Origin of the sequence: uncultured Schumannella sp., assembly GCF_905479755.1 — a bacterium.
GTDB lineage: Bacteria > Actinomycetota > Actinomycetes > Actinomycetales > Microbacteriaceae > DCRR01.
In genome coordinates, this window is sequence record NZ_CAJQNT010000010.1 from 1 (window position 1) to 26,989 (window position 26,989).

The window sequence follows — 26,989 nt, forward strand, 5'->3', positions numbered from 1 at the left end:
GACGGCACGCAAGACAACGGGATCGCGGTCGACGAGGCGGTTCGTCGCATTCGCGAGGCGATCGACAGCCACGCGCAGGTCTGATGAGCGACGAGGCCGGAGCCACCGACTACGACGGGATCCGTTATCCGAACGCCGAACGCGCGGCGGCGTTCGCCGGCGTTCCCGACGGTTTCCAGCGGCTGTGGAGCCCCCATCGGATCGCCTACATCCAAAGCGGACTCTCGAGCCCCACGGAGGACGAGTGCGTGTTCTGTGCCGCTCCGAAGCTCGACGACGCCGAGGCGCTCATCGTGCATCGCGGTGAGCTGGCCTACGTGATTCTGAACCTGTATCCCTACAACGCCGGCCACCTGCTGGTGGTGCCGTACCGCCACGTTGCGACGTATGACGCCGCCACACCCGCCGAGGCGACCGAGATTGCTAGCCTGACGCAGACGGCCATGCGGGTGCTCCGCGAGACCTCCCGGACGGACGGCTTCAACATCGGCATGAACCAGGGGGCGATCGCCGGTGCCGGGATCGCCGCGCACCTGCATCAGCATGTCGTCCCGCGCTGGGCTGCCGATGCCAATTTCTTTCCGATCATCGCCCAGACGAAGTCGATCCCCCGGCTTCTGGGCGAGGTGCGCGACGAGCTGGCCGCGGCCTGGCCCGCCTGAAATCAAGCCACGCACATCCCTGCGGCACGGAGCCGCATCCCAGTCACGAAAGTAGAATCAAGGTCATGAGCGACACCACGAGCACCGAATTCGGCACCAACCGCGTCAAGCGCGGTCTGGCGGAGATGCTGAAGGGCGGCGTCATCATGGATGTCGTCACCGCGGAGCAGGCGAAGATCGCCGAGGACGCCGGTGCGGTCGCGGTCATGGCGCTTGAGCGCGTTCCGGCCGACATCCGCGCCCAGGGGGGCGTCGCGCGGATGAGCGACCCTGACCTGATCGACGACATCATCTCGACCGTGTCGATCCCGGTCATGGCGAAGGCGCGCATCGGCCACTTCGTCGAGGCGCAGGTGCTGCAGACGCTCGGAGTCGACTACATCGACGAGTCCGAGGTGCTCTCGCCCGCGGACTACGTGAACCACATCGACAAGTGGCCCTTCACGGTGCCGTTCGTCTGCGGTGCCACGAACCTGGGGGAGGCGCTTCGCCGCATCACCGAGGGCGCGGCCATGATCCGCTCGAAGGGCGAAGCCGGAACCGGTGACGTCTCTGAGGCGACCAAGCACATCCGCACGATCACGGGCGAAATCAACGCCCTGAAGTCGAAGACCAAGGACGAGCTCTACGTGGCGGCCAAGGAGCTGCAGGCTCCCTACGATCTGGTCGCCGAGATCGCCGAGACTGGCAAGCTCCCGGTGGTGCTCTTCACCGCCGGCGGCGTCGCGACGCCGGCGGATGCGGCGCTGATGATGCAGCTCGGCGCCGACGGCGTGTTTGTCGGATCGGGCATCTTCAAGTCGGGCAACCCGGCGAAGCGCGCCGCCGCGATCGTCAAGGCCACGACGTTCTACGACGACCCCTCGGTCATCGCCGAGGTCTCGCGCGGACTCGGGGAGGCGATGGTCGGCATCAACGTCGCCGACCTCGCGGCGCCGCACCGTCTCGCCGAGCGCGGGTGGTGACAGCCGCGACGTCGAGCCTGGGCGAGGCGCTGACGGTCGGGGTGCTCGCCCTGCAGGGCGACTTCCGCGAGCACCTCGCGTCGCTGCGCGCGCTCGGAGCGGATGCGCGGCCGGTGCGCCGCCCGGAGGAGCTCGCCGCGGTCCAGGGTCTCGTGATCCCGGGCGGTGAGTCGAGCGTGATGGACAAGCTGAGCCGCATCTTCGGCCTCGCCGAACCGCTGCGTTCCCGCATTGCCGACGGGATGCCGGTCTATGGCACGTGTGCCGGCCTCATCATGCTGGCCGATCGCATCGTCGACGGGATCGAGGGGCAGCAGACGCTCGGCGGGCTGGACATCACGGTCCGCCGCAACGCCTTCGGAAACCAGAACGACTCCTTCGAGACGGACCTGGCGATTCCGGCGCTCGGCGAGGAGCCGGTGCATGCGGTGTTCATTCGCGCTCCCGCCATCGAGAGCACCGGCCCGGGGGTGACCGTCCTGGCCTCGCTTCCGGACGGTCGCGGCGTCGCGGTTGAGCACGGCAACCTGCTCGGCACCGCGTTCCACCCGGAGGTCACGGGGGAGCGCCGGTTCCACGAGCGCTTCCTGCAGCTGGTCCGCGCCGCGGCGTAGCCGCTCGCGCACGGATGCGGGACCGGCCATGCTGGGAACATGAACTGGTACTCGGACTTCCCGGCCCGTCGCACCCGGCAGGTGATCGGCGATCTCATCGCGATCGCCACGATCGTCATCGCGATTCTCGTCGGCGTCTCGGTGCAGACGTTCATCGCGACCTTCGCCGATGTCGGCGTTCAGCTGGAGGAGGCCGGGACTGGCTTCGAGGAGACGATGACGGAGGTGGGGGAGAATCTCGGTGGGGTTCCGCTCATCGGGTCCGGCATCCGCGCCCCCTTCGACGCCGCCAGCGGTGCCGGTGGCGCCCTCGCGGAGGCAGGTCAGGCGCACCAGGATCTGGTCAACCAGGGGGCGCTGCTCGCCGGCGTGCTCGTGGCGTCCGGGCCGATCCTCGCGGTGCTCGTGCTGTGGCTGCTGCCGCGGCTCTCCACGGCCCGCCGGGCGCGAGAGGCGCGGGCCCTGGCGGGAAGCCCCGACGGCCATGAACTGCTCGCGCTGCGCGCGCTGGCGAACCGGCCTTTCCGCGAACTGGTGACGGTGCATGCGGAGCCGCTGACCGCGTGGCGTTCGCGCGACCAGGTGGCCGTGCGGGGACTCGCGCAACTCGAACTCCGGCGCGTGGGCGTGCGGCTGCGCTGAGGCGCTACAGGGTCTCGGTGTGCAGGAAGATGGCCGCCGGGATCGCCGTCTGGATCGCCCGGTAGGCGGCGGAGGCGCGCAGGGACTTCTCGAACTCGATGCTGGCGGGCGGGCTGAAACACCAGGCGTGCCCGCGCCCGAGCGCCCGGCGGGCCGGAGTCCAGCGGTAGGCGAGTGTCACCGAGAGCTGCACGATCGGTTCGTCGTCGCCCTCTCGCACCAACTGCCGCGTCAAGTCCACCGTGAAGCGCTCGGCGTCGGCATCCGGTCCCCACTGCCAGAGCAGTCCGTCTCCCTGATCGGTGATGCGCGCGTGCTGGGCGCGGAACTCGCGATAGAACGCGAGCACGAGCGTCGTCGCCTCGGGCACGCGCAGACCCGGGAGAGCCGTGCCGCGGGCGTCGAGGAATCGGCGAAACGCGTTCTCGGCGTAGGTGATACGAAACCAGCGTGACGGCATCCCGCGAGCCTAGTCGGCGGGCGGTCGCTGCGGCCTCGCTAGAATGGGCGAGATTTCCAGCAGCGAAGGAGCACCGTGAGCGGGCATTCCAAATGGGCCACGACCAAGCACAAGAAGGCGGTCATCGACCAACGCCGGGCGAAGTCGTTCGCGAAGCTCATCAAGAACATCGAGGTCGCCGCCAAGATGGGCGGCGCCGATCTGTCGGGCAACCCGACGCTCGTCGACGCCGTGCAGAAGGCCAAGAAGACCTCCGTTCCCAACGACAACATCGACCGCGCGATCAAGCGCGGCGCGGGTCTCAGCGGTGAGTCGGTCGACTACCAGACGATCATGTACGAGGGCTACGGCCCCAACGGCGTCGCCCTGCTGGTCGAGTGTCTGACCGACAACAAGAACCGCGCCGCCGCCGAGGTGCGCACCCTCATGACGCGCAACGGCGGGACGATGGCCGACCCCGGCAGCGTCGCCTACAACTTCAGCCGCAAGGGCGTCATCTCGATCACCAAGACCGAGGGCGTGACCGAGGACGACATCCTGCTGGCGGTGCTCGACGCGGGCGCCGAGGAGGTCATCGACCAGGGCGGCGGGTTCGAGGTTCACACCGACCCCTCACAGCTCGTCGCGGCGCGAACCGCGCTCGTGGACGCCGGCATCGACTACGACTCCGCAGAAGCCGAGTTCGTGCCGAGCCTTCAGGTGGAGGTCGACGCGGATACCGCGCGCAAGGTCTTCAAGCTGATCGACGCGCTCGAAGACAGCGATGACGTGCAGAACGTCTTCAGCAACTTCGACATCCCCGCCGACGTGCAGGCCGAGCTCGACGCCGACGAGTAGTCGCTCGGGCGGACGACTCGTCGCCCGGCTCGGCGCGCCCTCGTACATATGTTCGAGTGAATCGAGTAGCGTCGAGGTATGCGCGTTCTGGGAGTCGATCCGGGTTTGACCCGGTGCGGGGTCGGGGTGGTCGACGTCTCGGCCGACCGCCGCGCACGGCTCGTTCACGTGGGTGTCATCCGCACCGCGCCCGAGGTGCCGCTCCCGGAGCGGCTCCTCGCGATCTCGACCGAGCTGCGACTTCTCGTGGCGGAGCATCGTCCCGAGGCGCTCGCGGTGGAGCGGGTCTTCGCGCAGCACAACCTTCGTTCGGTGATGGGAACCGCCCAGGCGAGTGGCATCGCGCTGCTCGTCGCCGCGGAACACGAGTTGCCGATCGGGCTGCACACGCCGAGCGAAGTCAAGGCGGCGATCACCGGCTACGGCGCCGCCGACAAGGCGCAGGTCGGCGCGATGGTGGCGCGCGTGCTCTCGCTTCCCGAGATTCCACGCCCGGCGGATGCCGCCGACGCGCTCGCGATCGCGATTTGCCACGCGTGGCGCGGGGGAGCCGCCGAGGCGTCGACGGCGGCGCTGACTCCCGCCCAGCGCGCGTGGCGCGACGCCGAGCGCCGCGGGGCTCGTAAGGTGGCGCCATGATCTCGTCGGTTCGCGGCCTCGTGCTGGCGGCATCCGGCTCGCTCGTCGTGATCGAGGTGGGCGGCATCGGCCTCTCGGTGCAGACCACGCCCGCGGCCGTTCTGTCGGTGCGGGTGGGCCACGAGGCGCGCTTGCACACCGCGCTGCTCGTGCGGGACGACGAGTTGGCCCTGGTCGGATTCCCCACGACGGAGGAGCTCGAGGTCTTCGAACTGCTGCGCAGTGTCTCGGGCGTCGGCCCGAAGTCAGCGATCGGCGTGCTCGCCGCGCTCAGCCCGGCAGAGGTCGCCGCGGCCGTCGCTGCCGACGATGACGGGGCATTCCGCAAGGTCTCGGGCATTGGGCCGAAGACCGCGAAGCTCATCGTGGTGTCGCTGGCCGGCAAGGTGCACGCCCCGGCTCATGCGGCTCCCGCGATCCGCGCGCGGGGCGTCGACGAGAGCGTCGTCACGGCGCTCATCGGGCTCGGCTGGCCCGAGCGCGTCGCGAGTCAGGTGGTCAGCGAGGTCGTCGACGGGGCGCCCGACGAATCCGACGTCCCCGCCGTCCTGCGGCTCGCGCTGGCCAGGCTCGGCCCCGGAGGGCGTTCGTGAGCGAGCCGGATGACGTGATGCGCGCGGCGCCGGAGTCGGATGTGGAGCTCGCCTTCGAAGGCGCGCTCCGCCCGCGCTCCCTGGCCGAGTTCGTTGGCCAGGCGAAGGTGCGCGGTCAGCTGCAACTGCTGCTCGATGCCGCCGCCTTGCAGAACCGGACCCCCGACCACATTCTGCTCGCCGGCCCTCCCGGCCTCGGCAAGACGACCCTCGCGATGATCGTGGCGCACGAGTCGGGTCGACCGCTGCGCATGTCGAGTGGCCCCGCGATCCAGCACGCGGGCGACCTCGCGGCGATCCTGTCGAGCCTGGTGCCCGGCGAAGTTCTGTTTATCGACGAGATCCACCGCATGGCGCGCTCCGCGGAAGAGATGCTCTACCTCGCGATGGAGGACTTCCGCATCGACATCATGGTCGGCAAGGGCGCCGGAGCGACGAGCATCCCGCTTGAACTCGCGCCGTTCACCCTCGTCGGCGCGACAACGCGCTCGGGCTTGCTTCCCAACCCGCTGCGCGACCGCTTCGGGTTCACCGCCCATCTCGAGTTCTACGGGGACGGTGAACTCGAACAGGTCTTGGATCGCGCGTCGCGACTGCTCGAGCTCGACATCCCGACGGAGGCGCGCCACGAGATCGCGTCACGAAGCCGGGGGACTCCGCGCATCGCCAATCGACTGCTGCGCCGCGTTCGCGACTACGCCCTCGTGCACGGCGCCGACGACGGCCGCGCGCGGCTCGAGCACGTGAATGCGGCCCTCGAGCTCTACGACGTCGATGCGATCGGACTCGATCGCCTGGACCGCGCGGTCCTCGACGCGATCGTCCGCCGTTTCGACGGCGGCCCGGTGGGACTCGGAACGCTGGCCGTGTCGGTGGGCGAAGAAGCCGAAACCATCGAGTCCGTGGTGGAGCCGTTTCTGGTGCGGATCGGGCTGCTCTCTCGGACGCCTCGCGGTCGCGTCGCGACCCGTCAGGCCTGGTCGCACCTCGGAGTGGCGAGGTCGGACGCCGGAGTGCTCTTCGACGATGACGTATGATTTCTAGGAACCGTCGAGCCGTTCTCTGACGCTCCGAATCGGTTCCCCCTCAACTTGGAAGGTCTCCCTCTCCCCATGGATCCGCTCACAATCGGCCTGTTCGCGCTCATCGCAGTCATGATCTTCTTCATGTTCCGCAACTCGCGGAAGCGTCGCCAGGAGGCCGAAGAGCTCGCGCTCAAGATGGTCCCCGGCGCCGAGATCATGACCCAGCACGGCATCTACGGCACGCTCATCTCGCTCGACGAGGAGAAGAACGAGGCGATCGTCGAGACGATGCCCGGAACGCAGCTGCGCGTGCACCGTCAGACGCTCGCGCGCGTCGTCGAGCCCGAGGTGGCCGAGGAGGCCGAGGCCGACGCGGCCGAGCCGACCTACTCGCTCAACGAAGACACCGCGATTCCGGCGGAGCCGGAGTTCGGTGAGCGCACCGAAGACGCGAAGCCGAAGCGCGCCCCGCGCAAGAAGGCCGCGGAGTAACCGCTAACCTGAGGTGCTCTCCCGGTCTGACCGGGATGAGCCGCCCGGTCTTTGCCGGGTGCCCGTTGCACGCCTGAAAGAAAGCAGAGCCGCCCCGTGGTGACGACGACGAGATCGACCCCGGTCCGCAAGGCCTGGAGATCGCTCATCTGGCTGGTCGTGATTTTCGCGGTCCTGTTCGGTATTCAAGGCGCCGGTGCGATGTTCGCGAACTGGGGATGGGCGCCGAAGCTTGCGCTCGACCTCGAAGGCGGAACTGCCCTCACGCTCACCCCGCAGCTCGCGGAGGGCCAACAGGTCTCGCAGGAACAGCTCGACCAGGCTGTGGCGATCATCCGCCAGCGCGTGGATGCGGCGGGTGTCGCCGAGGCGGAGATCTCGACCCTGGGTGTTGGGACCGAGCAGAAGATCGTCGTCAGCCTTCCCGGCGAGCCGGACGCGGAGACGCTCGCGCGCATCCAGTCGTCGGCGAAGCTCGAGTTCCGTGCGGTGCTCGCCGCCGATCTGGCGTCGAACGTCATCGCGCCGGAGCCGACCGAGACGGCCGAACCGACGGATGGCGATGCGACCGACGGCGATGGAACGGATTCGGAGGCCGAGCCGACTCCCGATCCCACCCCGACCGATGCGAGCGACCTCGCCTGGATCACGGACGAACTCCAGGCCGAGTTCGACACCTTCGACTGCTCGACGATCGACGCGGCCGAGACGAACGTCGCGCCGGCCGACGAGCCGCTGATCACCTGCGACGACATCAGTTCGGTGAAGTACATCCTCGGCCCGGTCGAGGTGAGCGGTGAGACGATCTCCGACGCCACGCACGGCCTCGTGACGACCTCGACGGGCGCCTCGACGGGACAGTGGGCCGTCAACATCGTCTTCAACGACGAGGGCACGACGCAGTTCGCGCAGGTGACGACACGACTGATCGCCCTCTCCGGAGTGCAGAACCAGTTCGCGATCGTCCTCGACGGCCGCGTCATCTCCGCGCCGACGACGAATGCGGCGATCACCGATGGCCGGCCGCAGATCACCGGCAGCTTCACCGAAGCCAGCTCGAAGTACCTCGCCGACCAACTGAAGTTCGGTGCACTGCCGATCGGCTTCCAGCTGGAGAGCCAGGAGACGATCGACGCGACCCTCGGGGCCAACCAGCTCGAGAGCGGCATTCTCGCCGGACTGATCGGTCTCGCGCTCGTCGTCGTGTACTCGTTCTTCCAGTACCGCGCGCTCGCCTCGGTGACGATCGCGTCACTCGTGGTTGCGGGGGCCCTGACCTACTCGGTCATCACGATCATGTCCTGGCACTACGGCTACCGCCTGTCGCTGGCCGGCGTCGCGGGTCTGATTGTCGCCATCGGCTTCACCGTCGACTCGTTCATCGTCTACTTCGAACGCATCCGCGACGAGTTGCGCGACGGTCGCGGTCTGGTCGGGTCGGTCGAGTCCGGCTGGAAGCGCGCACTCCGGACGATCTACGCCGCCAAGGGCGTCAACCTGCTGTCGGCGATCGTGCTCTTCATCCTCGCGGTCGGAAGCGTCCGAGGCTTCGCCCTCACCCTCGGAGTGACGGTCATCATCGACGTGCTCGTCGTCGTGATCTTCACGCACCCGATGATGCAGCTGCTCGCGACGACCCGCTTCTTCTCCAGCGGCCACCCGTTGTCCGGTCTTGACCCGCAGGCTCTCGGCGCCGTGTACCGCGGCCGTGCCGAATTCCGCTTCACCGCCGAGTCCCGCAAGTCGGGCGCCAACCGCGAGGCCCAGCGTCGTCAGACCATCGCCGAACGCAAAGCCGCCGAACTCGCCGGGACACCGCGCGACGGCGGGAAGGAGTCCTGATGGCGGCCAGCATGCTGACCCGGTTCGGCAACGACCTCTACACCGGTGAGCGCTCCGTCGACTTCGTCGGCAAGCGCAAGATCTGGTTGACCATCGCGGTCGCCCTCATGACGCTTGCGGTGCTCGTGCCCTTCGTGCGCGGCGCGGGGGACTACGCGGCCGGCTTCAACTTCGGCATCGAGTTCCGCGGGGGATCGCAGTTCCAGGTGCTCGGAGTCTCCAACACCGATCCGACGATTGCAGAAGACGCGATCCAGGAGATCGTTCCCTCCACGGTTGTGCGCGTCACCACCGTCGGGGGCGACGGCCTGCGGATCCAGACCGAACAGGTCACCAACGACGAGACCCAGGAGATCGCCGCGGCGCTCGAAGTCGCCTACGACACCGACTCGATCACGAGCTCGTTCGTCGGCGCCACCTGGGGTGCCGACATCACGCGTCAGGCCCTGATCGGTCTCGGCACCTTCGTGCTGCTGGCGGCGCTCATCATGGCCATCTACTTCCGCACCTGGAAGATGTCGGCGGCCGCGATGCTCGCGCTCCTCCACGACCTCGTGATCACCGTCGGCGTGTACGCCGCATCCGGATTCGAGATCACCCCGGCGGCGGTCATCGGCTTCCTGACGATCCTCGGCTACTCGCTCTATGACACGGTCGTGGTCTTCGACAAGATCCGCGAAAACACGAGCGAGCTCGCCACCGACAGTCCGCGCACCTTCGGCGAGACGGTCAACCTTGCCGTCAACCAGACGCTCGTCCGCTCGATCAACACGAGTGTGGTCGCGGCGCTGCCGGTGGCCGCGATTCTGTTCCTCGGCTCCCTCGTGCTGGGCGCGGACACGCTGCGCGACATCTCGCTCGCGCTGTTGGTCGGCATCCTCGTCGGCACCTACTCGACGCCGTTCATCGCGGCGCCGCTCTACGCGCTGTTCCGTCGCAACGAGCCCGAGATCGTCGCGCGCGACAAGCGCACGCTCGCCCTCCGGGACAAGAGCGTCGCGGCCTGATCGCGGCGCCCAGCCTTCGCATCTTCGTGACTCGTAGAATCAACGTGTGAGAGCGGAGGCAGGCACGCGATGACCGAAACACAGTCGCCGAGCTCCGCGTCGCTGCGGACGATCTTGCCGAGGCTGTTTTCGCGTGCGCAACCGGCGGGTTCGGTGGAACGGCTGCTTCGCACGATTCGCTCACACCACCCCAAGGCCGACCTGGCGCTCGTCGAACGGGCATATAAGGTCGCGAACAAGGCCCACGCCGGCCAGACGCGCAAGAGCGGCGAGCCGTACATCACGCATCCGGTCGCGGTGGCGCAGATCCTCGCCGATCTCGGCATCGGCGCGAAGACACTCGCGGCCGCGCTCCTGCACGACACCGTGGAAGACACCGAGTACGCGCTCGACGAGCTTCGCGCCGACTTCGGTGACGAGGTGGCCATGCTCGTGGATGGGGTCACGAAGCTCGACAAGCTGAAGTACGGCGACAGTGCGCAGGCCGAAACGGTGCGCAAGATGGTTGTCGCGATGAGCAAGGACATCCGCGTCCTGATCATCAAGCTCGCAGACCGCCTGCACAACGCACGCACGTGGGGCTTTGTCCCTGCCGAGTCGGCGCGGCGCAAGGCCCAAGAGACGCTCGAGATCTATGCGCCGCTCGCTCATCGGCTCGGAATCCAGACGATCAAGTGGGAGCTCGAAGACCTGAGCTTCGCTATCCTGCACCCGAAGCTCTACGTCGAGATCGAGAGCATGGTGCGTGAGCGCACCCCGCAGCGCGAAGAGTTCGTTCAGCAGGTGATCGACGCCGTCACGGAGGACCTCCGCGAGAGCCGCATCAAGGGGCAGGTCGTCGGGCGGCCGAAACAGTACTACTCGATCTACCAGAAGATGGTCGTGCGCGGGCGCGAGTTCAGCGACATCTACGACCTGGTTGGGATCAGGGTCCTGGTCAACAACATTCGCGACTGCTACGCGGTGCTGGGCGCGATTCACGCCCGTTGGAACCCCATCCCGGGTCGGTTCAAGGACTACATCGCGACACCGAAGTTCAACCTCTACCAGTCGCTCCACACGACGGTGATCGGCCCCCAGGGGCGCCCCGTCGAGTTGCAGATCCGCACGCACGAGATGCATCAGCGTGCCGAGTTCGGGGTGGCCGCGCACTGGAAGTACAAGGAGCGGATGGCGACCGGCCGCTCCGATCCCACGACCGGGCCGGACACCGAGATGGCCTGGCTCGCGCACATCAGTGACTGGCAGTCCGAGACCGCCGATCCGGGGGAGTTCCTCGACAACCTGCGCTTCGAGATCGGCGCCAAAGAGGTCTACGTCTTCACCCCGCAAGGCAAGGTCATCGGCCTCCCCGCGGGCGCCACACCGGTCGATTTCGCCTACGCGGTGCACACCGAAGTCGGCCATCGCACGATGGGGTCGAAGGTCAACGGACGCCTCGTGCCACTGGAGAGCACGCTCAATTCCGGCGACGTCGTCGAGGTCTTCACCTCGAAGAACCCGGATGCCGGGCCCAGCCAGGACTGGCTGAACTTCGTCAAGAGCCCCCGAGCGCGCAACAAGATCCGCGGATGGTTCACCAAGGAGCGCCGCGAAGAGGCGATCGAGCAGGGCAAAGACTCGATCGCGCGCGCCATGCGCAAGCAAAACCTCCCCTTGCAGCGCCTGATGTCGGCCGATGTCGTCACGGAGATCGCGTCGCAGATGCGCTACGAGTCGGTGGAGGCTCTCTACGCCGCGGTGGGCGAGGGGCACGTCTCGACGCAGCACGTCATCGAGAAGGTGCTCGCCTCGATGCAGGCGGCCCCCGAGAACGACGAGAACGACGTTCCCTTCACGACCAAGGGGCGCGCGCGTCAACTTCGGCCGAGCGAGTCGGGGGTCTTGGTGCGCGGCGCCGACGACATCCTCGTCAAGCTCGCGAAGTGCTGCACGCCGGTGCCCGGTGACGACATTGTCGGCTTCGTGACGCGCGGAACGGGCGTCTCGGTGCACCGCTCCGACTGTCAGAACGTCGCATCGTTGCTCGCCGAGCCGGACCGGATGATCGCCGTCGAGTGGGCGCCGACCTCGTCGAGCGTGTTCCTGGTTCAGATCCAGATCGAAGCCCTCGATCGCTCGGGTCTGCTCTCCGATGTCACGCGCGTGCTCTCCGAGCACCACGTCAACATCCTGTCCGCCTCCGTGAATACGTCGACGGATCGCTTGGCGATCAGCAGGTTCGTTTTCGAGATGGGCGACACCGTGCACCTCGATCGGCTCTTGAGCGCGGTTCGACGCATCGAGGCCGTCTACGACGCGTACCGCGTCACGGGCGGCTGAGGTCGCGGTCGCCTCGGCGACCGAGCTCTTCGAGTCGTTGCCTCGCGCGCGCGGCATGCGTGAGGTGCCGCCGCGCATCCATCTCCCGGCGCGCGGCGGCCGGATCCATGCGGGCGTGCACGAGCAGTGCGGCGACGACATCCGAGTCGTAGGCGTCGTCCGCGCGAAACCGCGCGAGGTCGATCGCCGTTCGCACCGGTGACGTCACGCGGCGCCCAGCGAGCGTCACGATCTCCTCCTCGGCAATCGCGACCTCCCGCAGCGCGTCGACGGCGCCCGGTGCGAGGCGAGCGCGCTCCGCGAGACGCGCGCAGAACTCGAACCGAGCGGGGGAGGTCGCCCGTGCGCCCCAGATCCAGGCGGCGGTGTCGAGTTCGGCGATCAGGCGGCGAGAGTGTCGACCGAATGCACCCCGGATCCGATCGCCAGCGCTATCGAGGCCATCGGCGACCACGCAGGCGTTGCCGAGGGGGAACACCGTGTGGTCAAGCCGCAGGGCGCACAGTTCGGCCGCGGGCAGTTCGTCGATGAGGACGTCGGGAAGGCGGTGCGACTCGCGAGAGAGCGGCGCGGAGGTCGAGTCGAGCATGCTGAGAGGATGCCGACCGCGGCCACACTGCGGAGAGTCCGTGGGCGCATTCGTGGAGAACGACGCCTGGGGACGAACGCTCAGCTGCCGATGGCGCCGAGCCACACCTTGCGGGCGGCGATGGCCTCCTCGGCCTCTTTGATCTTCTTCTTATCGCCCGCCGACTTCGCCTCGGCGAGTTCGGCTTCGAGTTTCGCGATCGCCGATTCGAGCTGCGAGGCGAGGCCTTCCGAGCGCGCCTGCTTCTCCGGGTTCGAGCGGTTCCAGTGATCCTCGTCGAGCTTGCGCACATGCGTCTCGACCTTGCGCAAGCGGTCTTCGACGGCGCGGAAGTGGTCACGCGGGACCTTGCCGATCGCATCCCACTTGCGCTGAATGCCGAGCAGCTTCTCTTTCGCGGCGGTGCGGTCGGTCACCGTGAGGAGCTTCTCGGCCTCCTCGAGCAACGCCAGCTTCTCGGTGAGGTTTCCGGCGTACTCCTCGTCCTCAAGCGCCAGCTGCTCGGCCTTGGCGGCGTAGAGCGCGTCGCCGGCCTCCTTGAACTTGGCCCAGAACGCGTCATCGAGCTTCTTGCCGGCGCGACCGGCCGCCTTCCACTCATCGAGCAGGCGACGGTACTCGGGGATCGCGTCGGCGCCCTGCGAGGCGAGCTTCTCGGCACGCTCGATCAGCGCCTGCTTGCGCGCACGGACCTCCTTGTGCACCGAATCGAGTTCGGCGAAGAAGGCCTTGCGGTGGGTCTCGATCGTCGTCCGAGCCGCGCGGAATCGCTTCCACAGCTCGTTGCTCTCGTTCTTGGGAAGACGGGGGCCGTTCTTCTGGTGGTCCTGCCACCGCGCGAACAGAGCATCGAGCTCGGCGCCGACCTGCTTCCACTGCGCCTTGGCGGGGTCGGCCGCTGCAAGCGCTTCGGCTTCGGCGACGAGCGCCTCGCGTGCGGCGAGTGCGTCGGCGACGGCGGCCTTGTTCTCTTCGAGCTGCTTCTCGGTCAGTTCGCCGACCGTGCCACCCAACTTCTGCAGGCGCTCCGTGAGCGACGCGAGGTCGCCCACCGCGTTGGCGCCGGTGATGGATTCGCCCAGATGCTCAACCGCCTTGGCGACGTCCTTGGCGGGAGCACCGCCGCGCACGCGCTGCTCCAGCAGCGCGACCTGGCCTTCCAGCTCGGTGAATTTGCGCGTGAAGTACGCGAGCGCTTCCTCGGGTGTCGCATCGGGGTATTGCCCGACCATCCGCTCACCGTCCGCCTCGCGGACGTACACGTTTCCCTCGTCGTCGACGCGGCCCCACGGGGCCTTCTCGTCAGTCGCCACTGGTCAATTCACCTCACGTCGTCGTCGGCGGCCTCTCGCCGGACCGACTCAGCCTATTGCACCGGTGTCGGCACACCCTTACTGCAGGGAGATCTCGGTGATCGTGGTCGCGACCAAAGGGGCTCCCGTGCCGTCGATCCCGAGTTGCTCGGGATCGATCCCCGCCGAGGTGATCTGCGCGATCAACTCGTCGAGCCCACTCGTGATCGTGCCGAGCACGGTGTATCCGCCGGCCTCGTCGGAGGGAATCGTCGAGTCGCCGTAGACGAGGAAGAACTGGTGCCCGTTGCTGGAGGCATCGCCGCTCGCGCGGGCCATGGCGATCGTCCCGGCGGGGTAGACGTCATCCGCCGGGGCGTTCTCGATCGGACCGTAGGTGAAGTCCGGGTCGCTGGATCCGAGACCATCGATCGACCCGCACTGCAGAAGCTCGAAACCCTCGCTCGTCGCCAGGCGGTGGCAGGTCTTGTCGACGTAGTAGCCGGTATCGACATCGGACAAGAAGGCGGAGACCGCTTGCGGAGCCGCCGCGCCGTCGAGCTCGATGCCGAGTGTGACGTCGTTCAGCGTCAGCTCGCCCGTCCAGGTGCGGTACTCCGCATAGTCGGCCGAGGGGACGCCGACGTTCGCCCCCGACACGGCGCTTGCGCTCGGCTCGGGGGTCGGGGCGCCGGGGCCGGCGGAGAAGTAGAAGTACTGTGTCGTCGCCGTGAGCGCGATGATGGCCGCGACACCGAGCACGGCGATCAGGTTGTCGCGAGTGCGACGTGAACGGGCGTGCTCGTGGACCTGCTGCCGCGCGGTGTAGGCCTTGAGGCGCTCGCGAACTTCTCGCGAAGTGCGGTCCTTGTTCTTCGATGCCACGCGGTGCTCCTCCATCTGGCCGCGCTCGCGCGGTCCACGAGAACTCTAGTCAGGGCGGTCCGCCTGGCGCCAAACGCGGGCGCCGCATCGGTCTGCCCGATTACGATGACAGGCATGAGCGCATCGTCGGGACTGCGAACGGGCGCCACGCCCCTCGCCGTCCGGATGCGACCGACCTCGCTCGACGAAGTCGCCGGTCAACGCCACCTGTTGCGCCCCGGTTCGCCGCTCGTCAACCTGGCCAACGACGTCACCGGGGAGTCCGGGTCGGTGTCGGTGATCCTCTGGGGACCGCCCGGCACCGGCAAGACGACACTCGCTCAGGCGATCGCGCACAGTTCCGGCCGACGCTTCGTCGAGCTCTCGGCCGTCACCGCGGGCGTCAAGGACGTGCGCGAGGTGATGGAGCGCGCGCACGCCGATCGTGACCTCTACGGGCTCTCGACGGTCCTGTTCCTGGACGAGATCCACCGGTTCTCGAAAGCGCAGCAGGACGCCCTGCTCCCGGGTGTCGAAAACGGCTGGGTCATCCTGGTGGCCGCCACGACCGAGAATCCGTCGTTCTCGGTCGTCGCGCCGCTGCTGTCGCGCTCCCTGCTGCTGACCCTGGAGGCGCTGAGCGACGACGACCTCGGTGTGGTCGTGGATCGTGCCGTCGATGACCCCCGCGGACTCGCCGGCAAGGTGTCGCTCTCGGAGGAGGCGCGGGAGTCGCTCATCCGGCTCGCCTCGGGTGATGCGCGCCGCGCCCTGACTGCGCTGGAAGCGGCCGCGGTCGCGGCGAGCGCCGACGCGGAGGTGGAAGGGGCGCCGGTAGTCACCGCCGAGATCGTTGCTGAGACCGTCGACCGCGCGCTACTTCGCTACGACCGCCAGGGTGATGAGCACTACGACGTCATCAGCGCCTTCATCAAATCGGTCCGGGGGAGCGACGTCGACGCCTCGCTGCACTACCTCGCGCGCATGATCGAGGCGGGGGAGGACCCGCGCTTCATCGCTCGGCGCATCATGATCCTTGCCGCCGAAGACATCGGCATGGCCGACCCGCAGGCGCTGCCGCTCGCCGTCGCCGCAGCCCAGGGTGTCCAGCTCATCGGAATGCCCGAGGGGCGCATCCTGCTCGCCGAAGCTGTCGTGTATCTGGCCACGGCGCCCAAATCGAACGGCTCCTACCGGGCGCTCGACGCCGCGATCGCCGACGTGCGGGCGGGCCGCATCGGATCGATTCCCGCGCACCTGCGCGACGCGCACTATCCGGGAGCCAAGCGCCTCGGTCACGGCAAGGGATATCAGTACTCGCACGACGCCGAGCACGGCATCGCGACCCAGCAGTACCTTCCGGATGCCTTGCGTGGCACCCGCTACTACGAGCCGACCTCCCATGGCTACGAGCGGGATGTGGCGGCCAGGCTCGAGCGGATCCGGGCGATCCTTCGCGGCGAGTAGAGCCGCGCGCTCGGTCTGGTAGTCTTGATCGGCTTGCCAGTGTCGATCGAGACCGTCGAGCGCATCCCCTTCTTTCACAATCCACCGGCACGTGTCGACGTGCGCGCCGGCCAGGTGAACGGGATGGACGTCTGTGAGGCGCGAAAGACGCGTCCACGTGGTGGAAGGATTTCCGTTTTGGTTACCAAGTCTCAGGACCGTCGCAAGGTCCGCCTTTCTCGTGCGCTCGGCATCCCGCTGACGCCGAAGGCGGCCCGTTACCTCGAGAAGCGTCCCTACGCTCCGGGTGAGCACGGCCGCACCAAGCGCAAGGCCGACAGCGACTACGCCGTTCGTCTGCGCGAGAAGCAGCGTCTGCGCGAGCAGTACGGCATTCGCGAGAAGCAGCTTCGCATCGTCTTCAACGAGGCCCGCCGCACCCAGGGTCTGACCGGTGAGAACCTGGTCGAGCTGCTCGAGATGCGTCTCGACGCCCTCGTCCTGCGCGCCGGCTTCGCCCGCACCACCTCGCAGGCGCGTCAGTTCGTGACGCACCGCCACATCCTCGTTGACGGCAAGATCGTGGACCGCCCGTCGTTCCGCGTGAAGCCGGGCCAGGTCATCCACGTCAAGGAGCGCTCCGAGGGCACCGAGCCCTTCCAGGTCGCTGCCGCCGGTGGCCACGCCGAGGTTCTTCCCCCGGTTCCGGGCTACCTCGAGGTCGAGCTCGACAAGCTGCAGGCGCGCCTCGTGCGCCGCCCGAAGCGCGCCGAGGTTCCCGTGACGGCCGAAGTCCAGCTCGTCGTCGAGTACTACGCGGCTCGCTAGACCCGTCGTTTCGCGATTCCAGACGGCCCCGGGGTTTTCCTCGGGGCCGTCTCGTATTCCCGGCAGGGGATGCACAGCACCGGGGGAGCCTGCAACCGGGCCTCCGATGCCGACTAGGCTGGAGGGGCGGCGCCGTGTCCGGCGTCCGATCACTTCACCGGAAGGATTCGCTCTCATGAAGAACGTTCTGCTGCTGATCGTTGGTGCCGCGGTGGGGTTCGTCGCGGCGCACCAGTTCTCGAAGACCCCGCAGGGTCAGGAGTTCTTCGCCGACGTCGACGCCAAGGCGAAGGACTTCGGCTCGGCCGTCGTCGACGGCTACAAGGCCCGCGAAGCCGAACTCCGCGAGGCCGTCGCGAACGCCGAAGAGGTCATCAACGACCTCACCAACCGCACCAAGTAGCGCCGCGCCGGCGCAGCGCCCCCGTCGTCACCCTCACCAACCCGGCACCGCTGTGCCCGTCAGGATCACCCCGTGCAGACCGCTGAAATTCAACGCCGTTGGCTGACCTTCTTCGGAGAGCGCGACCACACGGTCGTGCCCTCGGCGTCGCTCGTGAGCGACGATCCGGCGCTCCTGTTCACGGTCGCGGGCATGGTCCCGTTCATCCCGTACTTCACCGGCGTCGTGCCGGCGCCGTACCCGCGTGCCACGAGCGTGCAGAAGTGCATTCGCACGCTTGACATCGAAGAGGTCGGCAAGACCACGCGCCACGGCACGTTCTTCCAGATGAACGGCAACTTCTCGTTCGGCGACTACTTCAAGGAACAGGCGATCGCCTACGCCTGGGAGCTGCTGACCAGTTCCGAGGCCGACGGCGGTCTCGGGTTCGCCGAGAAGGACCTCTGGGTCACCGTCTACGAGGACGATGACGAAGCCGCCGCGCTCTGGACCAAGATCGCAGGTCTGCCGGCGGAACGCATCCAGCGTCTCGGCCGTGCCGACAACTACTGGCACACCGGCCAGCCGGGCCCCGGCGGACCGTGCTCGGAGATCTACTTCGACCGCGGTCCCGAATTCGGGCCCGAGGGCGGCCCGGCCGTTGACGATACGCGGTACATCGAGATCTGGAATCTCGTCTTCATGCAGTACCTGCTCACCGATGTGACCAGCAAGGTCGACTTCACGGTGCTCGGCGAACTGCCGAAGAAGAACATCGACACCGGCATGGGCATGGAGCGCGTCGCGTTCCTCAAGCAGGGCGTCGACAACATGTACGAGATCGACCAGGTGCGCCCGGTGCTCGATCGCGCCGCCGAAATCTCGGGCCGTCGCTACGGCGCCGACCACGATGACGACGTGCGGATGCGGGTCATCGCCGACCACGTGCGCTCGAGCCTCATGCTGATGACCGACGGCGTCACGCCCGGCAACGAGGGCCGCGGCTACATTCTGCGTCGCCTGATGCGCCGCGTGGTGCGCGCGATGCGCCTGCTCGGGGTCGACTCGACGAGCTTCCCGGAGCTGTTCGCCGCCTCGCGCGACGCGATGTCGCCGGCCTACCCGGATGTGGCCGAGCACTGGGAGCGCACCTCGCGTCTTGCGTTCGGCGAGGAGGAGACGTTCCTCCGCACGCTCGCCGGCGGCACCACGATCCTCGACACCGCCGTCGCCGACACCAAGAAGTCGGGCGGTGAGGCACTCCCCGGCGACACGGCGTTCCTGCTGCACGACACCTTCGGGTTCCCGATCGATTTGACTCTCGAGGTCGCCGAGGAGGCGGGCCTCACCGTCGACCGCGCGGCGTTCGACACGCTCATGCAGGAGCAGCGCCAGCGCGCGAAGGCCGACGCGAAGGCCAAGAAGGGCCAGATCGCCGACCTCTCGGTGTACTCCGACATCCGTGCCGAGGGCGAGACGGTCTTCACCGGCTACGAATACCTCGAGACCGAGTCGCGCATCCTCGGCATTCTCGTCGGCGGGCAGCCGGTGCTGAAGGCGAGCGCGGGCGAGATCGCCGAGGTCATCCTCGCCGAGACCTCGCTGTATGCGGAGTCCGGCGGCCAGTCGGCCGACCAAGGCTCGATCGTCGGGAACGGCTTCGACCTCGAGGTGCTCGACGTGCAGAAGCCCGTCAAGGGCCTCATCAGTCACACCGTGCAGGTGCGCTCGGGTGAGGTCGCCGTCGACGACGCGGCGACGACGGTGGTGGATGCGGTCTACCGCCACGCGGCAGCGCAGGCGCACTCGGCCACCCACCTGATCCACGCGGCCCTGCGCGACACGCTCGGCCCCGACGCGCACCAGTCCGGATCCTTCAACAAGGCCGGCTACATGCGCCTCGACTTCTCGTGGAACCAGGCGCTCAGCCCGGCGACGCGCAGCGAGATCGAGGAGATCGCCAACAACGCGGTGCGCGACAACCTGGAGGTGACGACGCGCATCATGCCGCTCGATGAGGCGCGCAAGGCGGGCGCGATGGCGCTGTTCGGCGAAAAGTACGGCGAGACGGTGCGCATGGTCGATATCGGCGGACCGTGGTCGCGGGAGCTCTGCGCCGGTACGCACGTGCGTAGCTCGGCCGAGGTCGGCCTCGTCAACCTGGTCAGCGAGTCGAGTGTGGGGGCGACCAACCGTCGCGTGGAGGCACTCGTCGGTATCGACGCGTTCCGCGAACTTGCGGCCGAGCGCACCCTCGTCTCGCAACTGACGAGCGCACTCAAGACCCCGAAGGACCAGCTTCCGGGCCGCATCGAACAACTTGTCGCCGATCTCAAGGCGGCCGAGAAGAAGATCGCCGCGTTCGAGGCGCGGCAACTTGCGGGCCGGGTGCCGGCCCTCGCCGACGCGGCCTCACCGATCGGCAACGTAGTCGCCGTGGTCGAGGATCTCGGCGAGCTGAGCTCGGCCGACGAGGTGCGTTCGCTCGTCACGAGCGTGCGTGAGCGCCTGGCTGCGCAGCCGGCGGTCGTCGCCCTTGCGGCGCGCATCGATGGCAAGCCCGTCGTGATCGTCGCGACCACCCCGGCGGCGCGCGATGCGGGTGCGAAGGCGGGTGCCCTCGTCAAGGTCGCCGCGACCGAACTCGGCGGCGGCGGAGGCGGCAAGGACGACATGGCGCAAGGCGGCGGCGCGAACGCGGCGGCGATCCCGGCGGCTCTCGACGGCATCCGTCGCGCGCTGAAGGGCTAGCGTGCGCCCGGGAGTCCGCCTCGGCGTCGACGTCGGCCGTGCCCGCGTCGGTGTGGCGGTCTGCGACCGCGACGGCCTGCTGGCAACGCCCGTCGTCTCGCACCCGCGCGGCAAGGACGACGAGGGGGCCTTCCGCGGCTTGATCGAGGAGTACTCGCCCGTTGAGATTGTCGTCGGACTGCCGTTGTCGCTCGCGGGCACGGATACGCCCTCGACGGCGGATGCGCGGGAGTTCGCGCACTGGCTGACGACGCTCGGCGGGCCGCCGGTGCGCCTCGTTGATGAGCGGATGTCGACCGTGAGCGCTCAGCGCGGGCTGCACCAGGCCGGACGGAATACCCGCACCTCGCGCGCCGTGATCGACCAGGCGGCCGCTGTTATCATCCTGCAGAACGCCCTCGACTTCGAACGCTCGGCCGGTCGCCCGGCCGGGACTGCGGTCGCCCCTGACGAAGGACTCTGATTCGTGGCTCAAGAACCCAGCTGGGACGACATCTTCCGGCCGAGCGGGACTCCGGCGCCCGCAGCGCCCCGAGCTGTCGCGCCCGAGGCGCCGACTCCGGACTCCGCAGTGGGGTCGCGCCGCGCCGCCCGTGAGGCGGGCAGCCACGGGGGAGGGCGCGGACCTCGCAGGAAGCGCAACCTCTGGTGGCTCTGGGTCCTGATCGCGCTGCTCGCGATCGGCATCGGCGGTGCCGCGACGGTGTGGGTGCTGTACGAAGACAAGGTGCGCGAGGTGCTCGGCTGGGAACTGCCGAACGACTACGAGGGCTCGGGCAACGGCGTCGAGGTGACGATCGTCATCCAGAGCGGCGACATCGGGTCCGACGTCGCGCGCACCCTGAATGAGGCGGGGGTCACGATGACCTTCGACGCCTTCTACGACCTCTTGCTGACGCGCCCCGATGTCAGCTTCGAGCCCGGAAACTTCCTGCTCCAGGAGCAGATGAGCGCCTCGTCGGCGCTCGACGCGCTGCTCGATCCGGCGAACAAGATCACCAATACCGTCACGATCCCGGAAGGCACCTCCTACGAAGACGCGCTCGCGCTGATCGGGTCGGCCACCGGGATCTCGGTGGATGAACTAATGGCGGCCGCCTCCGACCCGACGGTCTACGGGGTGCCGGCCGAGGCTCCGAACCTCGAGGGCTGGTTGTTCCCGGCTACCTATCCGCTCGATCCCGGCGTCACCGCCGAGGAGGTCATCCAGCGCCTCGTCGACGAGATGATGACGCGACTCGATGGGTTCGGCGTCGAGCCGGAAGACCGGCTCGAGGTGCTCATCAAAGCCTCGATCGTGCAGCGCGAGGCGGGCTCGAACATCGACGACTTCTACAAGGTCGCGCGGGTCTTCCAGAACCGTCTTGACCAGGGCTGGCGCCTCGAGTCCGATGCGACCGTCGCCTACGGCACCGGCAACACGCACACCGTCTGGACCACGGGCGAGGAGCGCGCGGACGCGAGCAATCTCTACAACACCTATGCCAACGACGGGCTTCCGATCGGGCCGATCGGTCTGCCCGGCGAGGCGGCGATCGAGTCCGTGTTGAACCCGGCCGAGGGCGACTGGATGTTCTTCGTTCCGATCAACCTGAAGACCGGTGAGACGGTGTTCTCGGAGACCGTGGCGCAGCACGAGGCCGCGGTCGCGCAGTTGCAGGCCTGGTGCCGCGCGAGCACGGAGAACGCGTCCTACTGTGCCTGAGTCGCCGCGGTCCCGTCTCGCGGTGCTGGGGTCGCCGATCGCGCACTCGAAGTCGCCCGCGCTGCACGCGGCGGCCTACGAGGTGCTCGGCCTCGACTGGAACTACGAGGCGATCGAACTGGATGCCGCGGAGCTTCCCGCGTTCGTCGAGGGCCTCGATGCCTCGTGGCGCGGTCTGTCGCTGACGATGCCGCACAAGCACGTCGTGCTGTCGGTGCTCGACGAGCGCGACCCGCTGGTCGACCTGGTCGGTGCCGCGAACACGCTGCTGCTCGACGGCGGAGTGCGGCGCGGCTTCAACACCGACGTCGAGGGGATCGTGCGCGCGTTCCGGGACCACGGGGTGACCGAACTCGAGTCCGCCGACGTGCTCGGTGCCGGGGCGACCGCACAGAGCGCTCTCGTCGCGGCGCACCGGTTGGGCGCGCACACCGTTCGGGTCGCGGTGCGCGACCTGGACCGCGGTCGAGCGCTCCTGCCGCTCGCGGAACGACTCGACCTCGAGCTGACGCTCGTGCGTTTCGGCGAGCCTCGCGCGGCGGACCTGCCCGACGCAGTCATCTCCACACTCCCCGGCGGAGCGGCCATCGATCACGAGTACTCCGCCGAGTTGCGCTCGCACGCGGTGCTGTTCGACGTCGCCTACGACCCATGGCCGAGTGCCCTCGCGGTCTCATGGGCCGAGGCATCCGGACGCGTCGTGAGCGGCCTCGAGATGCTCGTGAATCAGGCGGTGGCACAGGTGCGAATCTTCGTCTCGGGGAAGATGGAGACCGAACTTGACCTCGAAGACCAGGTCCGCGGTGCCATGCGGTCGGTCGTCGGCTTGTGAACCTGGAAGAATCGATCCCATGCTTCGTTGGTTGACCGCCGGAGAGTCGCACGGCCCCGAACTCGTCGCGATTCTCGAAGGCATGCCCGCGGGCGTGCCGATCTCGCCCGAACAGATCCAGGACGACCTCCAGCGTCGCAAGCTCGGCTATGGCCGCGGCGCGCGCATGAAGTTCGAACAGGACGAACTCTCGATCTCGGGCGGTATCCGTTTCGGCAAGACCGTCGGTGGCCCGGTCGCGCTGCGGGTGGGCAACACCGAGTGGCCGCGCTGGGTCGACGTCATGAGCGCAACCCCCGTGGACCCGGAGACGCTGCCCAAGGGTCGCGGCGCCGCGCTCACGCGCCCGCGGCCGGGCCATGCCGACCTCGTCGGCATGCAGAAGTACGACTTCCCGGAGTCGCGCAACGTGCTCGAGCGCGCGAGCGCCCGTGAGACGGCGGCGCGCGTCGCGCTCGGCGCGGTTGCGCGCGCCTTCCTCGCCGAGCTGGGCGTGCGCCTGGTCGCGCACACCCTGTCGATCGAAACGGTGCGCGTGCCCGAGGGTGCCGCCCTGCCGACGCCCGACGACGTCGAGGCGCTCGACGCGGATCCGCTGCGCTGCTTCGACGCCGCCACGAGCGCCGAGATGGTCGCCCGCATCGATCGCGCCCACGACGACGGCGACACGCTCGGCGGCGTCGTCGAGGTGCTCGCCTACGGCCTGCCGCCGGGGCTCGGCAGCTACGTGCACTGGGACCGACGGCTGGATGCCCAACTCGCCGCCGCGATCATGGGAATCCAAGCGATCAAGGGCGTCGAGATCGGCGACGGGTTCGAGACGACCCGCCGTCCCGGCTCGCAGGCGCACGACGAGATCGTCACCACCGGCGGCATGATCGGTCGGTTGAGCGATAAGGCCGGCGGCACCGAGGGTGGCATGTCCACGGGCACGCTCCTGCGCGTGCGCGCGGGGATGAAGCCGATCGCGACGGTCCCGCACGCCCTGCGCACCGTGGACGTCGCCACCGGCGAACAGGCGGCGGCGCACCACCAGCGCTCCGACGTCTGCGCGGTTCCCGCCGCGGGCGTCGTCGCCGAAGCTATGGTCGCCCTCGTGCTTGCCAACGCGATGCTCGAGAAGTTCGGCGGGGACTCGATCGGCGAGACGCGCCGCAACCTCGACGCCTACCTGGCGGCCATTCCCGAGTCCTTGCGAACGGCCTCGGCGACGGTCTTCGAGTGAACGCGGCGCGTCCGGCGGCGGTGTTCATCGGCCCGATGGGGGCCGGCAAGTCGCGCATCGGCAAACGCGTCGCCAAGCTCCTCGGCGTCGGGTTCACCGACACCGACAAGGTTGTTGTCGCCGCGCACGGACCGATCGCCGAGATCTTCGAGACGCACGGCGAGGCGCACTTCCGGACTCTCGAACGTGCGGCGGTCGCGGCGGCGATCGCGACCGACCACGTCGTCTCGCTGGGCGGTGGGGCGATTCTCGACTCCGACACGCAGGCCGAGCTGCGCGACCTCCCCGTCGTCTATCTGACGGTGACCGCCGAGTCCGTCGAGCCTCGGTTGACGGACGGCAGCCGCCCGCTGGTGAAGGACGGGATCGAGAGCTGGCAGCGGATCTTCGACGCCCGCCGCCCCATTTACGAACGGCTGGCGCACCTCACGGTCGCCACCGACGGCCGCCGCAACGACGAGATCGCCCAGGAGGTGGCCGAATGGCTGCGCACGAAGTAGACGCGACGACGATCCCGGTGGCGGGGACGCCGGGCTACGACGTGACGATCGGTCGGGGCCTGCTCGGCGCGCTCTCGACCCAGCTGGGCGCGGGGGTGGCGCGCGTGCTGATCGTGCACGCGCCGACGTTGGGCGCCCGAGCCGAGGCGCTACGCGAGCAGTTGTCGTCGCAGTACCAGGTCTACCTCGCCGAGATCCCGGATGCCGAGGGCGCCAAGCGCGTGGAAGTGGCGGCGTTCTGCTGGCAGATCATGGGCCAGACCGACTTCACCCGCTCCGACGTCGTCATCGGTCTCGGCGGCGGCGCGACGACGGATCTTGCCGGATTCGTGGCCGCCACCTGGTTGCGCGGCGTGGATGTCATCCAGATCCCGACCACGGTGCTCGGGATGGTGGATGCCGCGGTCGGCGGCAAGACCGGGATCAACACGGCCGAGGGCAAAAACCTGGTGGGGGCCTTTCATGCTCCCCGGGCGGTGCTGTGCGACCTCGACCTGCTCGACGCCCTTCCCAAGAACGAGATCCTCGCGGGCTACGCCGAGGTGGTGAAGGCAGGCTTCATCGCCGAGCCGGAGATCCTCGACATCGTCGAGGCCGATGTGGATGCGGCCACCGACCCGACCACGCCGGAGTTCCGGCGCTGCATCGAACTCGCCATCGGCGTGAAGGCATGCGTCGTGGGGGAGGACTTCACCGAGCAGGGCCTGCGCGAGATCCTGAACTACGGTCACACGCTCGGACACGCGATCGAGCACGCCGAGCGCTACCAGTGGCGGCACGGCGCCGCCGTCGCCATCGGCATGATGTTCGCCGCGGAGCTCTCCCGCCTCACCCGCTCGCTGAGTGACGACGAGGTGGATCGGCACCGCCGCATCCTGGAGTCGCTCAGCCTGCCGACGACGTACCCGGTGGGACGGTGGAAGACGCTGTACGCGACGATGCAGCGCGACAAGAAGGCGCGCGGGTCGATGCTGCGGTTCATCGTGCTCGACGGAATCGGGCGTCCGACGACGCTCAACGGCGCCGAAGAAGCGCTCCTCTTCACGGCGTATCAGGAGATCGCCGAGTAGTCGCGGCCCCTGCGCGACCGAGGTGGAACGCGAGGTCTTCTTGACGTCGTCGGCGCGATGTCTACGCTGGCGGTATGAAGGGCGAAGAGCTCCTCGGCGGTGAGCCGGGTGAGGTGATTCTTCCGGGTGACGATGGCTACACCGAGGCCGCCACCTCGGACTTCCTGGTGGGCAGCCCGCTCGCCATCGCGCGGCCTGTGACACCCGCCGGAGTCGCGTCCGTCGTCCTCGCGGCGGCCCGGACGGGGCGTGCGTTGTCGGTGCGCAGCGGAGGTCACACGACCTGGGGAACGAACGAAGGCGGGGTCGTCCTCGACCTCTCCGCGATCGCCGACGTCGAAGTCGATGGCGAGGTTGTGCGGGTCGGTGGCGGCGCGCGCTGGGGCGACGTCGCTCTGGCACTGGCCGAGCACGGCCTCGTCATGACCTCGGGCGACACGGCGAGTGTCGGCGTCGGCGGAATCGCACTCGGTGGCGGCATCGGCTGGATGGTCCGCGCGCACGGCCTCACGATCGACAATCTGCTCGGTGCCGAACTGGTGACCGCCCGGGGCGAGGTCGTCCGCGCCGACCCGGTCACGAATCCGGACCTGTTCTGGGCGCTGCGCGGAGGCGGCGGCAATTTTGGCGTCGTGACGCACTTCGAGCTCCGCGCGCGCCGACTCGACGGCGTCGTCGCGGGATCGTTCGAGTTCGACCCCCCGCAACTCGTCGACGCAGTGAAGCTGTGGCGCGACGTGATGGCGGGAGCGCCCGACGAGCTCACCGCCACCTTCGTCTCCATGCCGGAACTGGGGCCCGGGATGCCCGCGGCCGTGCAGATCGTCGCCGTGTGGGCGGGGGACGACCTCGACGCGGCGCGGGCTGCCACCGCGCCCTTCGCACAGCACCCCGGCGTGCGCGGGGGAGACCTTGCGCGCGTGTCCTACCGATCACTCCTCGACGAAGACATGGAGTTCGAGGGCGCCGCGCCGGTCATGGCCGTCGCCTCCGACTTCCTGCGGGTGCTCGAGGACGACACGGTGGAGGAGCTGGCGAGAATCCACGCGGCGTATCCCGGTTCGATGCTCATGCTGCGGAGCCTCGGCGGTGCGTTCGGGCGCGTGGCGCCCGACGCGACGGCGCTCGCACACCGCGACGCCGAACTGCTCGCGCTCTTCGTCGCATTCCTGCCGCCGGGGGCTGCTCCCGCCGACGTCGACGCCGTGCACAGCACGTGGCGCGCCGCAACCAGGACGCAGAGCCTCGGCACGTACGGCAACTTCCGGACCGATGAGTCGCCAACCCTCCTCGACGAGATGTACCCGCCGGCGACCCTTGAACGGTTGCGCGCGGTCAAGCGCGAGTGGGACCCGGAGAACGTCTTCCGGCGCAACCACAACCTCGCGCCCGCCTGAGCGTGGCT

At 68.6% G+C, this 26,989-nt stretch carries 27 protein-coding genes; 23 read left to right on the plus strand and 4 right to left on the minus strand.

Annotated features, from left to right (window positions below; all coding sequences use genetic code 11):
- Nucleotides 1-83: 83 nt before the first annotated feature.
- The 4 genes from QZ258_RS02925 (at nt 84) to QZ258_RS02940 (ending at nt 2,883) form a co-directional block, all read left to right on the plus strand.
- Complete coding sequence (locus QZ258_RS02925) at nt 84-662, plus strand: HIT domain-containing protein (RefSeq protein WP_294178879.1); 579 nt, start codon at nt 84-86, stop codon at nt 660-662.
- A gap of 65 nt (nt 663-727) precedes the next feature.
- Complete coding sequence (gene pdxS, locus QZ258_RS02930) at nt 728-1,627, plus strand: pyridoxal 5'-phosphate synthase lyase subunit PdxS (RefSeq protein ID WP_294178880.1); 900 nt, start codon at nt 728-730, stop codon at nt 1,625-1,627.
- Entirely contained in the window at nt 1,624-2,241 is a 618-nt protein-coding gene (gene pdxT, locus QZ258_RS02935) for a pyridoxal 5'-phosphate synthase glutaminase subunit PdxT (RefSeq protein ID WP_294178881.1), read from the plus strand. Before pdxS ends, pdxT begins: the two co-directional genes overlap by 4 nt.
- A gap of 39 nt (nt 2,242-2,280) precedes the next feature.
- Nucleotides 2,281-2,883, plus strand: coding sequence for a hypothetical protein (locus QZ258_RS02940; protein ID WP_294178882.1), 603 nt, complete (start codon nt 2,281-2,283; stop codon nt 2,881-2,883).
- A 4-nt stretch (nt 2,884-2,887) separates the two neighbouring features.
- Here the strand turns inward: QZ258_RS02940 and QZ258_RS02945 are convergent, their stop codons facing one another.
- The gene (locus QZ258_RS02945; RefSeq protein ID WP_294178883.1) at nt 2,888-3,343 is read right to left on the minus strand and encodes a hypothetical protein; all 456 of its coding nucleotides are present in this window, start codon (nt 3,341-3,343) and stop codon (nt 2,888-2,890) included.
- A 75-nt stretch (nt 3,344-3,418) separates the two neighbouring features.
- Between QZ258_RS02945 and QZ258_RS02950 the strand changes: the two genes are divergently transcribed.
- The 8 genes from QZ258_RS02950 to QZ258_RS02985 all read left to right on the plus strand — a co-directional run bounded on the left by QZ258_RS02950 (nt 3,419) and on the right by QZ258_RS02985 (nt 12,100).
- Entirely contained in the window at nt 3,419-4,180 is a 762-nt protein-coding gene (locus tag QZ258_RS02950; protein ID WP_294178884.1) for a YebC/PmpR family DNA-binding transcriptional regulator, read from the plus strand.
- 78 nt (nt 4,181-4,258) lie between these two features.
- Nucleotides 4,259-4,819 carry a crossover junction endodeoxyribonuclease RuvC gene (ruvC, locus tag QZ258_RS02955; RefSeq protein WP_294178885.1) on the plus strand — a complete coding sequence of 187 codons (561 nt, stop codon included), beginning with the start codon at nt 4,259-4,261 and terminating at the stop codon, nt 4,817-4,819.
- Nucleotides 4,816-5,412 (plus strand): Holliday junction branch migration protein RuvA, encoded by a 597-nt coding sequence (gene ruvA / locus QZ258_RS02960; RefSeq protein WP_294178886.1) that lies wholly within the window; start codon nt 4,816-4,818, stop codon nt 5,410-5,412. Before ruvC ends, ruvA begins: the two co-directional genes overlap by 4 nt.
- 17 nt (nt 5,413-5,429) lie before the next feature.
- On the plus strand, nt 5,430-6,449 hold the full coding sequence (gene ruvB, locus QZ258_RS02965) for a Holliday junction branch migration DNA helicase RuvB (protein WP_294179145.1): 1,020 nt from the start codon (nt 5,430-5,432) through the stop codon (nt 6,447-6,449).
- A 75-nt stretch (nt 6,450-6,524) separates the two neighbouring features.
- The gene (locus QZ258_RS02970; RefSeq protein ID WP_294178887.1) at nt 6,525-6,929 is read left to right on the plus strand and encodes a preprotein translocase subunit YajC; all 405 of its coding nucleotides are present in this window, start codon (nt 6,525-6,527) and stop codon (nt 6,927-6,929) included.
- Nucleotides 6,930-7,130: 201 nt separating this feature from the next.
- On the plus strand, nt 7,131-8,771 hold the full coding sequence (gene secD, locus QZ258_RS02975; protein WP_294179147.1) for a protein translocase subunit SecD: 1,641 nt from the start codon (nt 7,131-7,133) through the stop codon (nt 8,769-8,771).
- A complete protein-coding gene (gene secF / locus QZ258_RS02980; RefSeq protein WP_294178888.1) occupies nt 8,771-9,778 on the plus strand; it encodes a protein translocase subunit SecF in 1,008 nt (335 codons plus the stop codon). The genes secD and secF overlap by 1 nt, the downstream gene beginning before the upstream one ends.
- A gap of 69 nt (nt 9,779-9,847) precedes the next feature.
- Nucleotides 9,848-12,100 carry a bifunctional (p)ppGpp synthetase/guanosine-3',5'-bis(diphosphate) 3'-pyrophosphohydrolase gene (locus QZ258_RS02985; RefSeq protein ID WP_294178889.1) on the plus strand — a complete coding sequence of 751 codons (2,253 nt, stop codon included), beginning with the start codon at nt 9,848-9,850 and terminating at the stop codon, nt 12,098-12,100.
- Here the strand turns inward: QZ258_RS02985 and QZ258_RS02990 are convergent.
- From QZ258_RS02990 to QZ258_RS03000, 3 genes are all read right to left on the minus strand, one after another.
- Nucleotides 12,087-12,689: a type IV toxin-antitoxin system AbiEi family antitoxin gene (locus tag QZ258_RS02990; protein WP_294178890.1), complete on the minus strand. Its 603-nt coding sequence runs from the start codon at nt 12,687-12,689 to the stop codon at nt 12,087-12,089. The genes QZ258_RS02985 and QZ258_RS02990 overlap by 14 nt on opposite strands.
- Nucleotides 12,690-12,769: 80 nt before the next feature.
- Entirely contained in the window at nt 12,770-14,002 is a 1,233-nt protein-coding gene (locus QZ258_RS02995; protein ID WP_294178891.1) for a DUF349 domain-containing protein, read from the minus strand.
- 78 nt (nt 14,003-14,080) lie between these two features.
- Nucleotides 14,081-14,866: a peptidylprolyl isomerase gene (locus tag QZ258_RS03000; protein ID WP_294178892.1), complete on the minus strand. Its 786-nt coding sequence runs from the start codon at nt 14,864-14,866 to the stop codon at nt 14,081-14,083.
- Between the two features lie 114 nt (nt 14,867-14,980).
- Here QZ258_RS03000 and QZ258_RS03005 point away from each other — a divergent pair, with 114 nt between their 5' ends.
- The 11 genes from QZ258_RS03005 (at nt 14,981) to QZ258_RS03055 (ending at nt 26,981) form a co-directional block, all read left to right on the plus strand.
- Nucleotides 14,981-16,312, plus strand: a complete 1,332-nt coding sequence (locus tag QZ258_RS03005; RefSeq protein WP_294178893.1) for a replication-associated recombination protein A — start codon at nt 14,981-14,983, stop codon at nt 16,310-16,312.
- Between the two features lie 177 nt (nt 16,313-16,489).
- Entirely contained in the window at nt 16,490-17,119 is a 630-nt protein-coding gene (rpsD, locus tag QZ258_RS03010; protein WP_294178895.1) for a 30S ribosomal protein S4, read from the plus strand.
- Nucleotides 17,120-17,294: 175 nt separating this feature from the next.
- The gene (locus tag QZ258_RS03015) at nt 17,295-17,522 is read left to right on the plus strand and encodes a hypothetical protein (protein ID WP_294178896.1); all 228 of its coding nucleotides are present in this window, start codon (nt 17,295-17,297) and stop codon (nt 17,520-17,522) included.
- Between the two features lie 72 nt (nt 17,523-17,594).
- The gene (gene alaS / locus QZ258_RS03020) at nt 17,595-20,252 is read left to right on the plus strand and encodes an alanine--tRNA ligase (RefSeq protein ID WP_294178897.1); all 2,658 of its coding nucleotides are present in this window, start codon (nt 17,595-17,597) and stop codon (nt 20,250-20,252) included.
- A 1-nt stretch (nt 20,253) separates the two neighbouring features.
- Nucleotides 20,254-20,715 carry a Holliday junction resolvase RuvX gene (gene ruvX / locus QZ258_RS03025; RefSeq protein WP_294178898.1) on the plus strand — a complete coding sequence of 154 codons (462 nt, stop codon included), beginning with the start codon at nt 20,254-20,256 and terminating at the stop codon, nt 20,713-20,715.
- A gap of 3 nt (nt 20,716-20,718) precedes the next feature.
- Nucleotides 20,719-21,957: an endolytic transglycosylase MltG gene (gene mltG, locus QZ258_RS03030; protein ID WP_294178899.1), complete on the plus strand. Its 1,239-nt coding sequence runs from the start codon at nt 20,719-20,721 to the stop codon at nt 21,955-21,957.
- Entirely contained in the window at nt 21,950-22,789 is an 840-nt protein-coding gene (locus QZ258_RS03035; protein WP_294178900.1) for a shikimate dehydrogenase, read from the plus strand. Before mltG ends, QZ258_RS03035 begins: the two co-directional genes overlap by 8 nt.
- Before the next feature lie 19 nt (nt 22,790-22,808).
- Nucleotides 22,809-24,014: a chorismate synthase gene (gene aroC / locus QZ258_RS03040; RefSeq protein WP_294178901.1), complete on the plus strand. Its 1,206-nt coding sequence runs from the start codon at nt 22,809-22,811 to the stop codon at nt 24,012-24,014.
- A complete protein-coding gene (locus QZ258_RS03045; protein ID WP_294178903.1) occupies nt 24,011-24,514 on the plus strand; it encodes a shikimate kinase in 504 nt (167 codons plus the stop codon). Before aroC ends, QZ258_RS03045 begins: the two co-directional genes overlap by 4 nt.
- Nucleotides 24,496-25,584 carry a 3-dehydroquinate synthase gene (gene aroB, locus QZ258_RS03050; protein WP_294178904.1) on the plus strand — a complete coding sequence of 363 codons (1,089 nt, stop codon included), beginning with the start codon at nt 24,496-24,498 and terminating at the stop codon, nt 25,582-25,584. Before QZ258_RS03045 ends, aroB begins: the two co-directional genes overlap by 19 nt.
- A 74-nt stretch (nt 25,585-25,658) precedes the next feature.
- A complete protein-coding gene (locus QZ258_RS03055; RefSeq protein WP_294178905.1) occupies nt 25,659-26,981 on the plus strand; it encodes an FAD-binding oxidoreductase in 1,323 nt (440 codons plus the stop codon).
- The last annotated feature ends 8 nt before the right edge of the window (nt 26,982-26,989 follow it).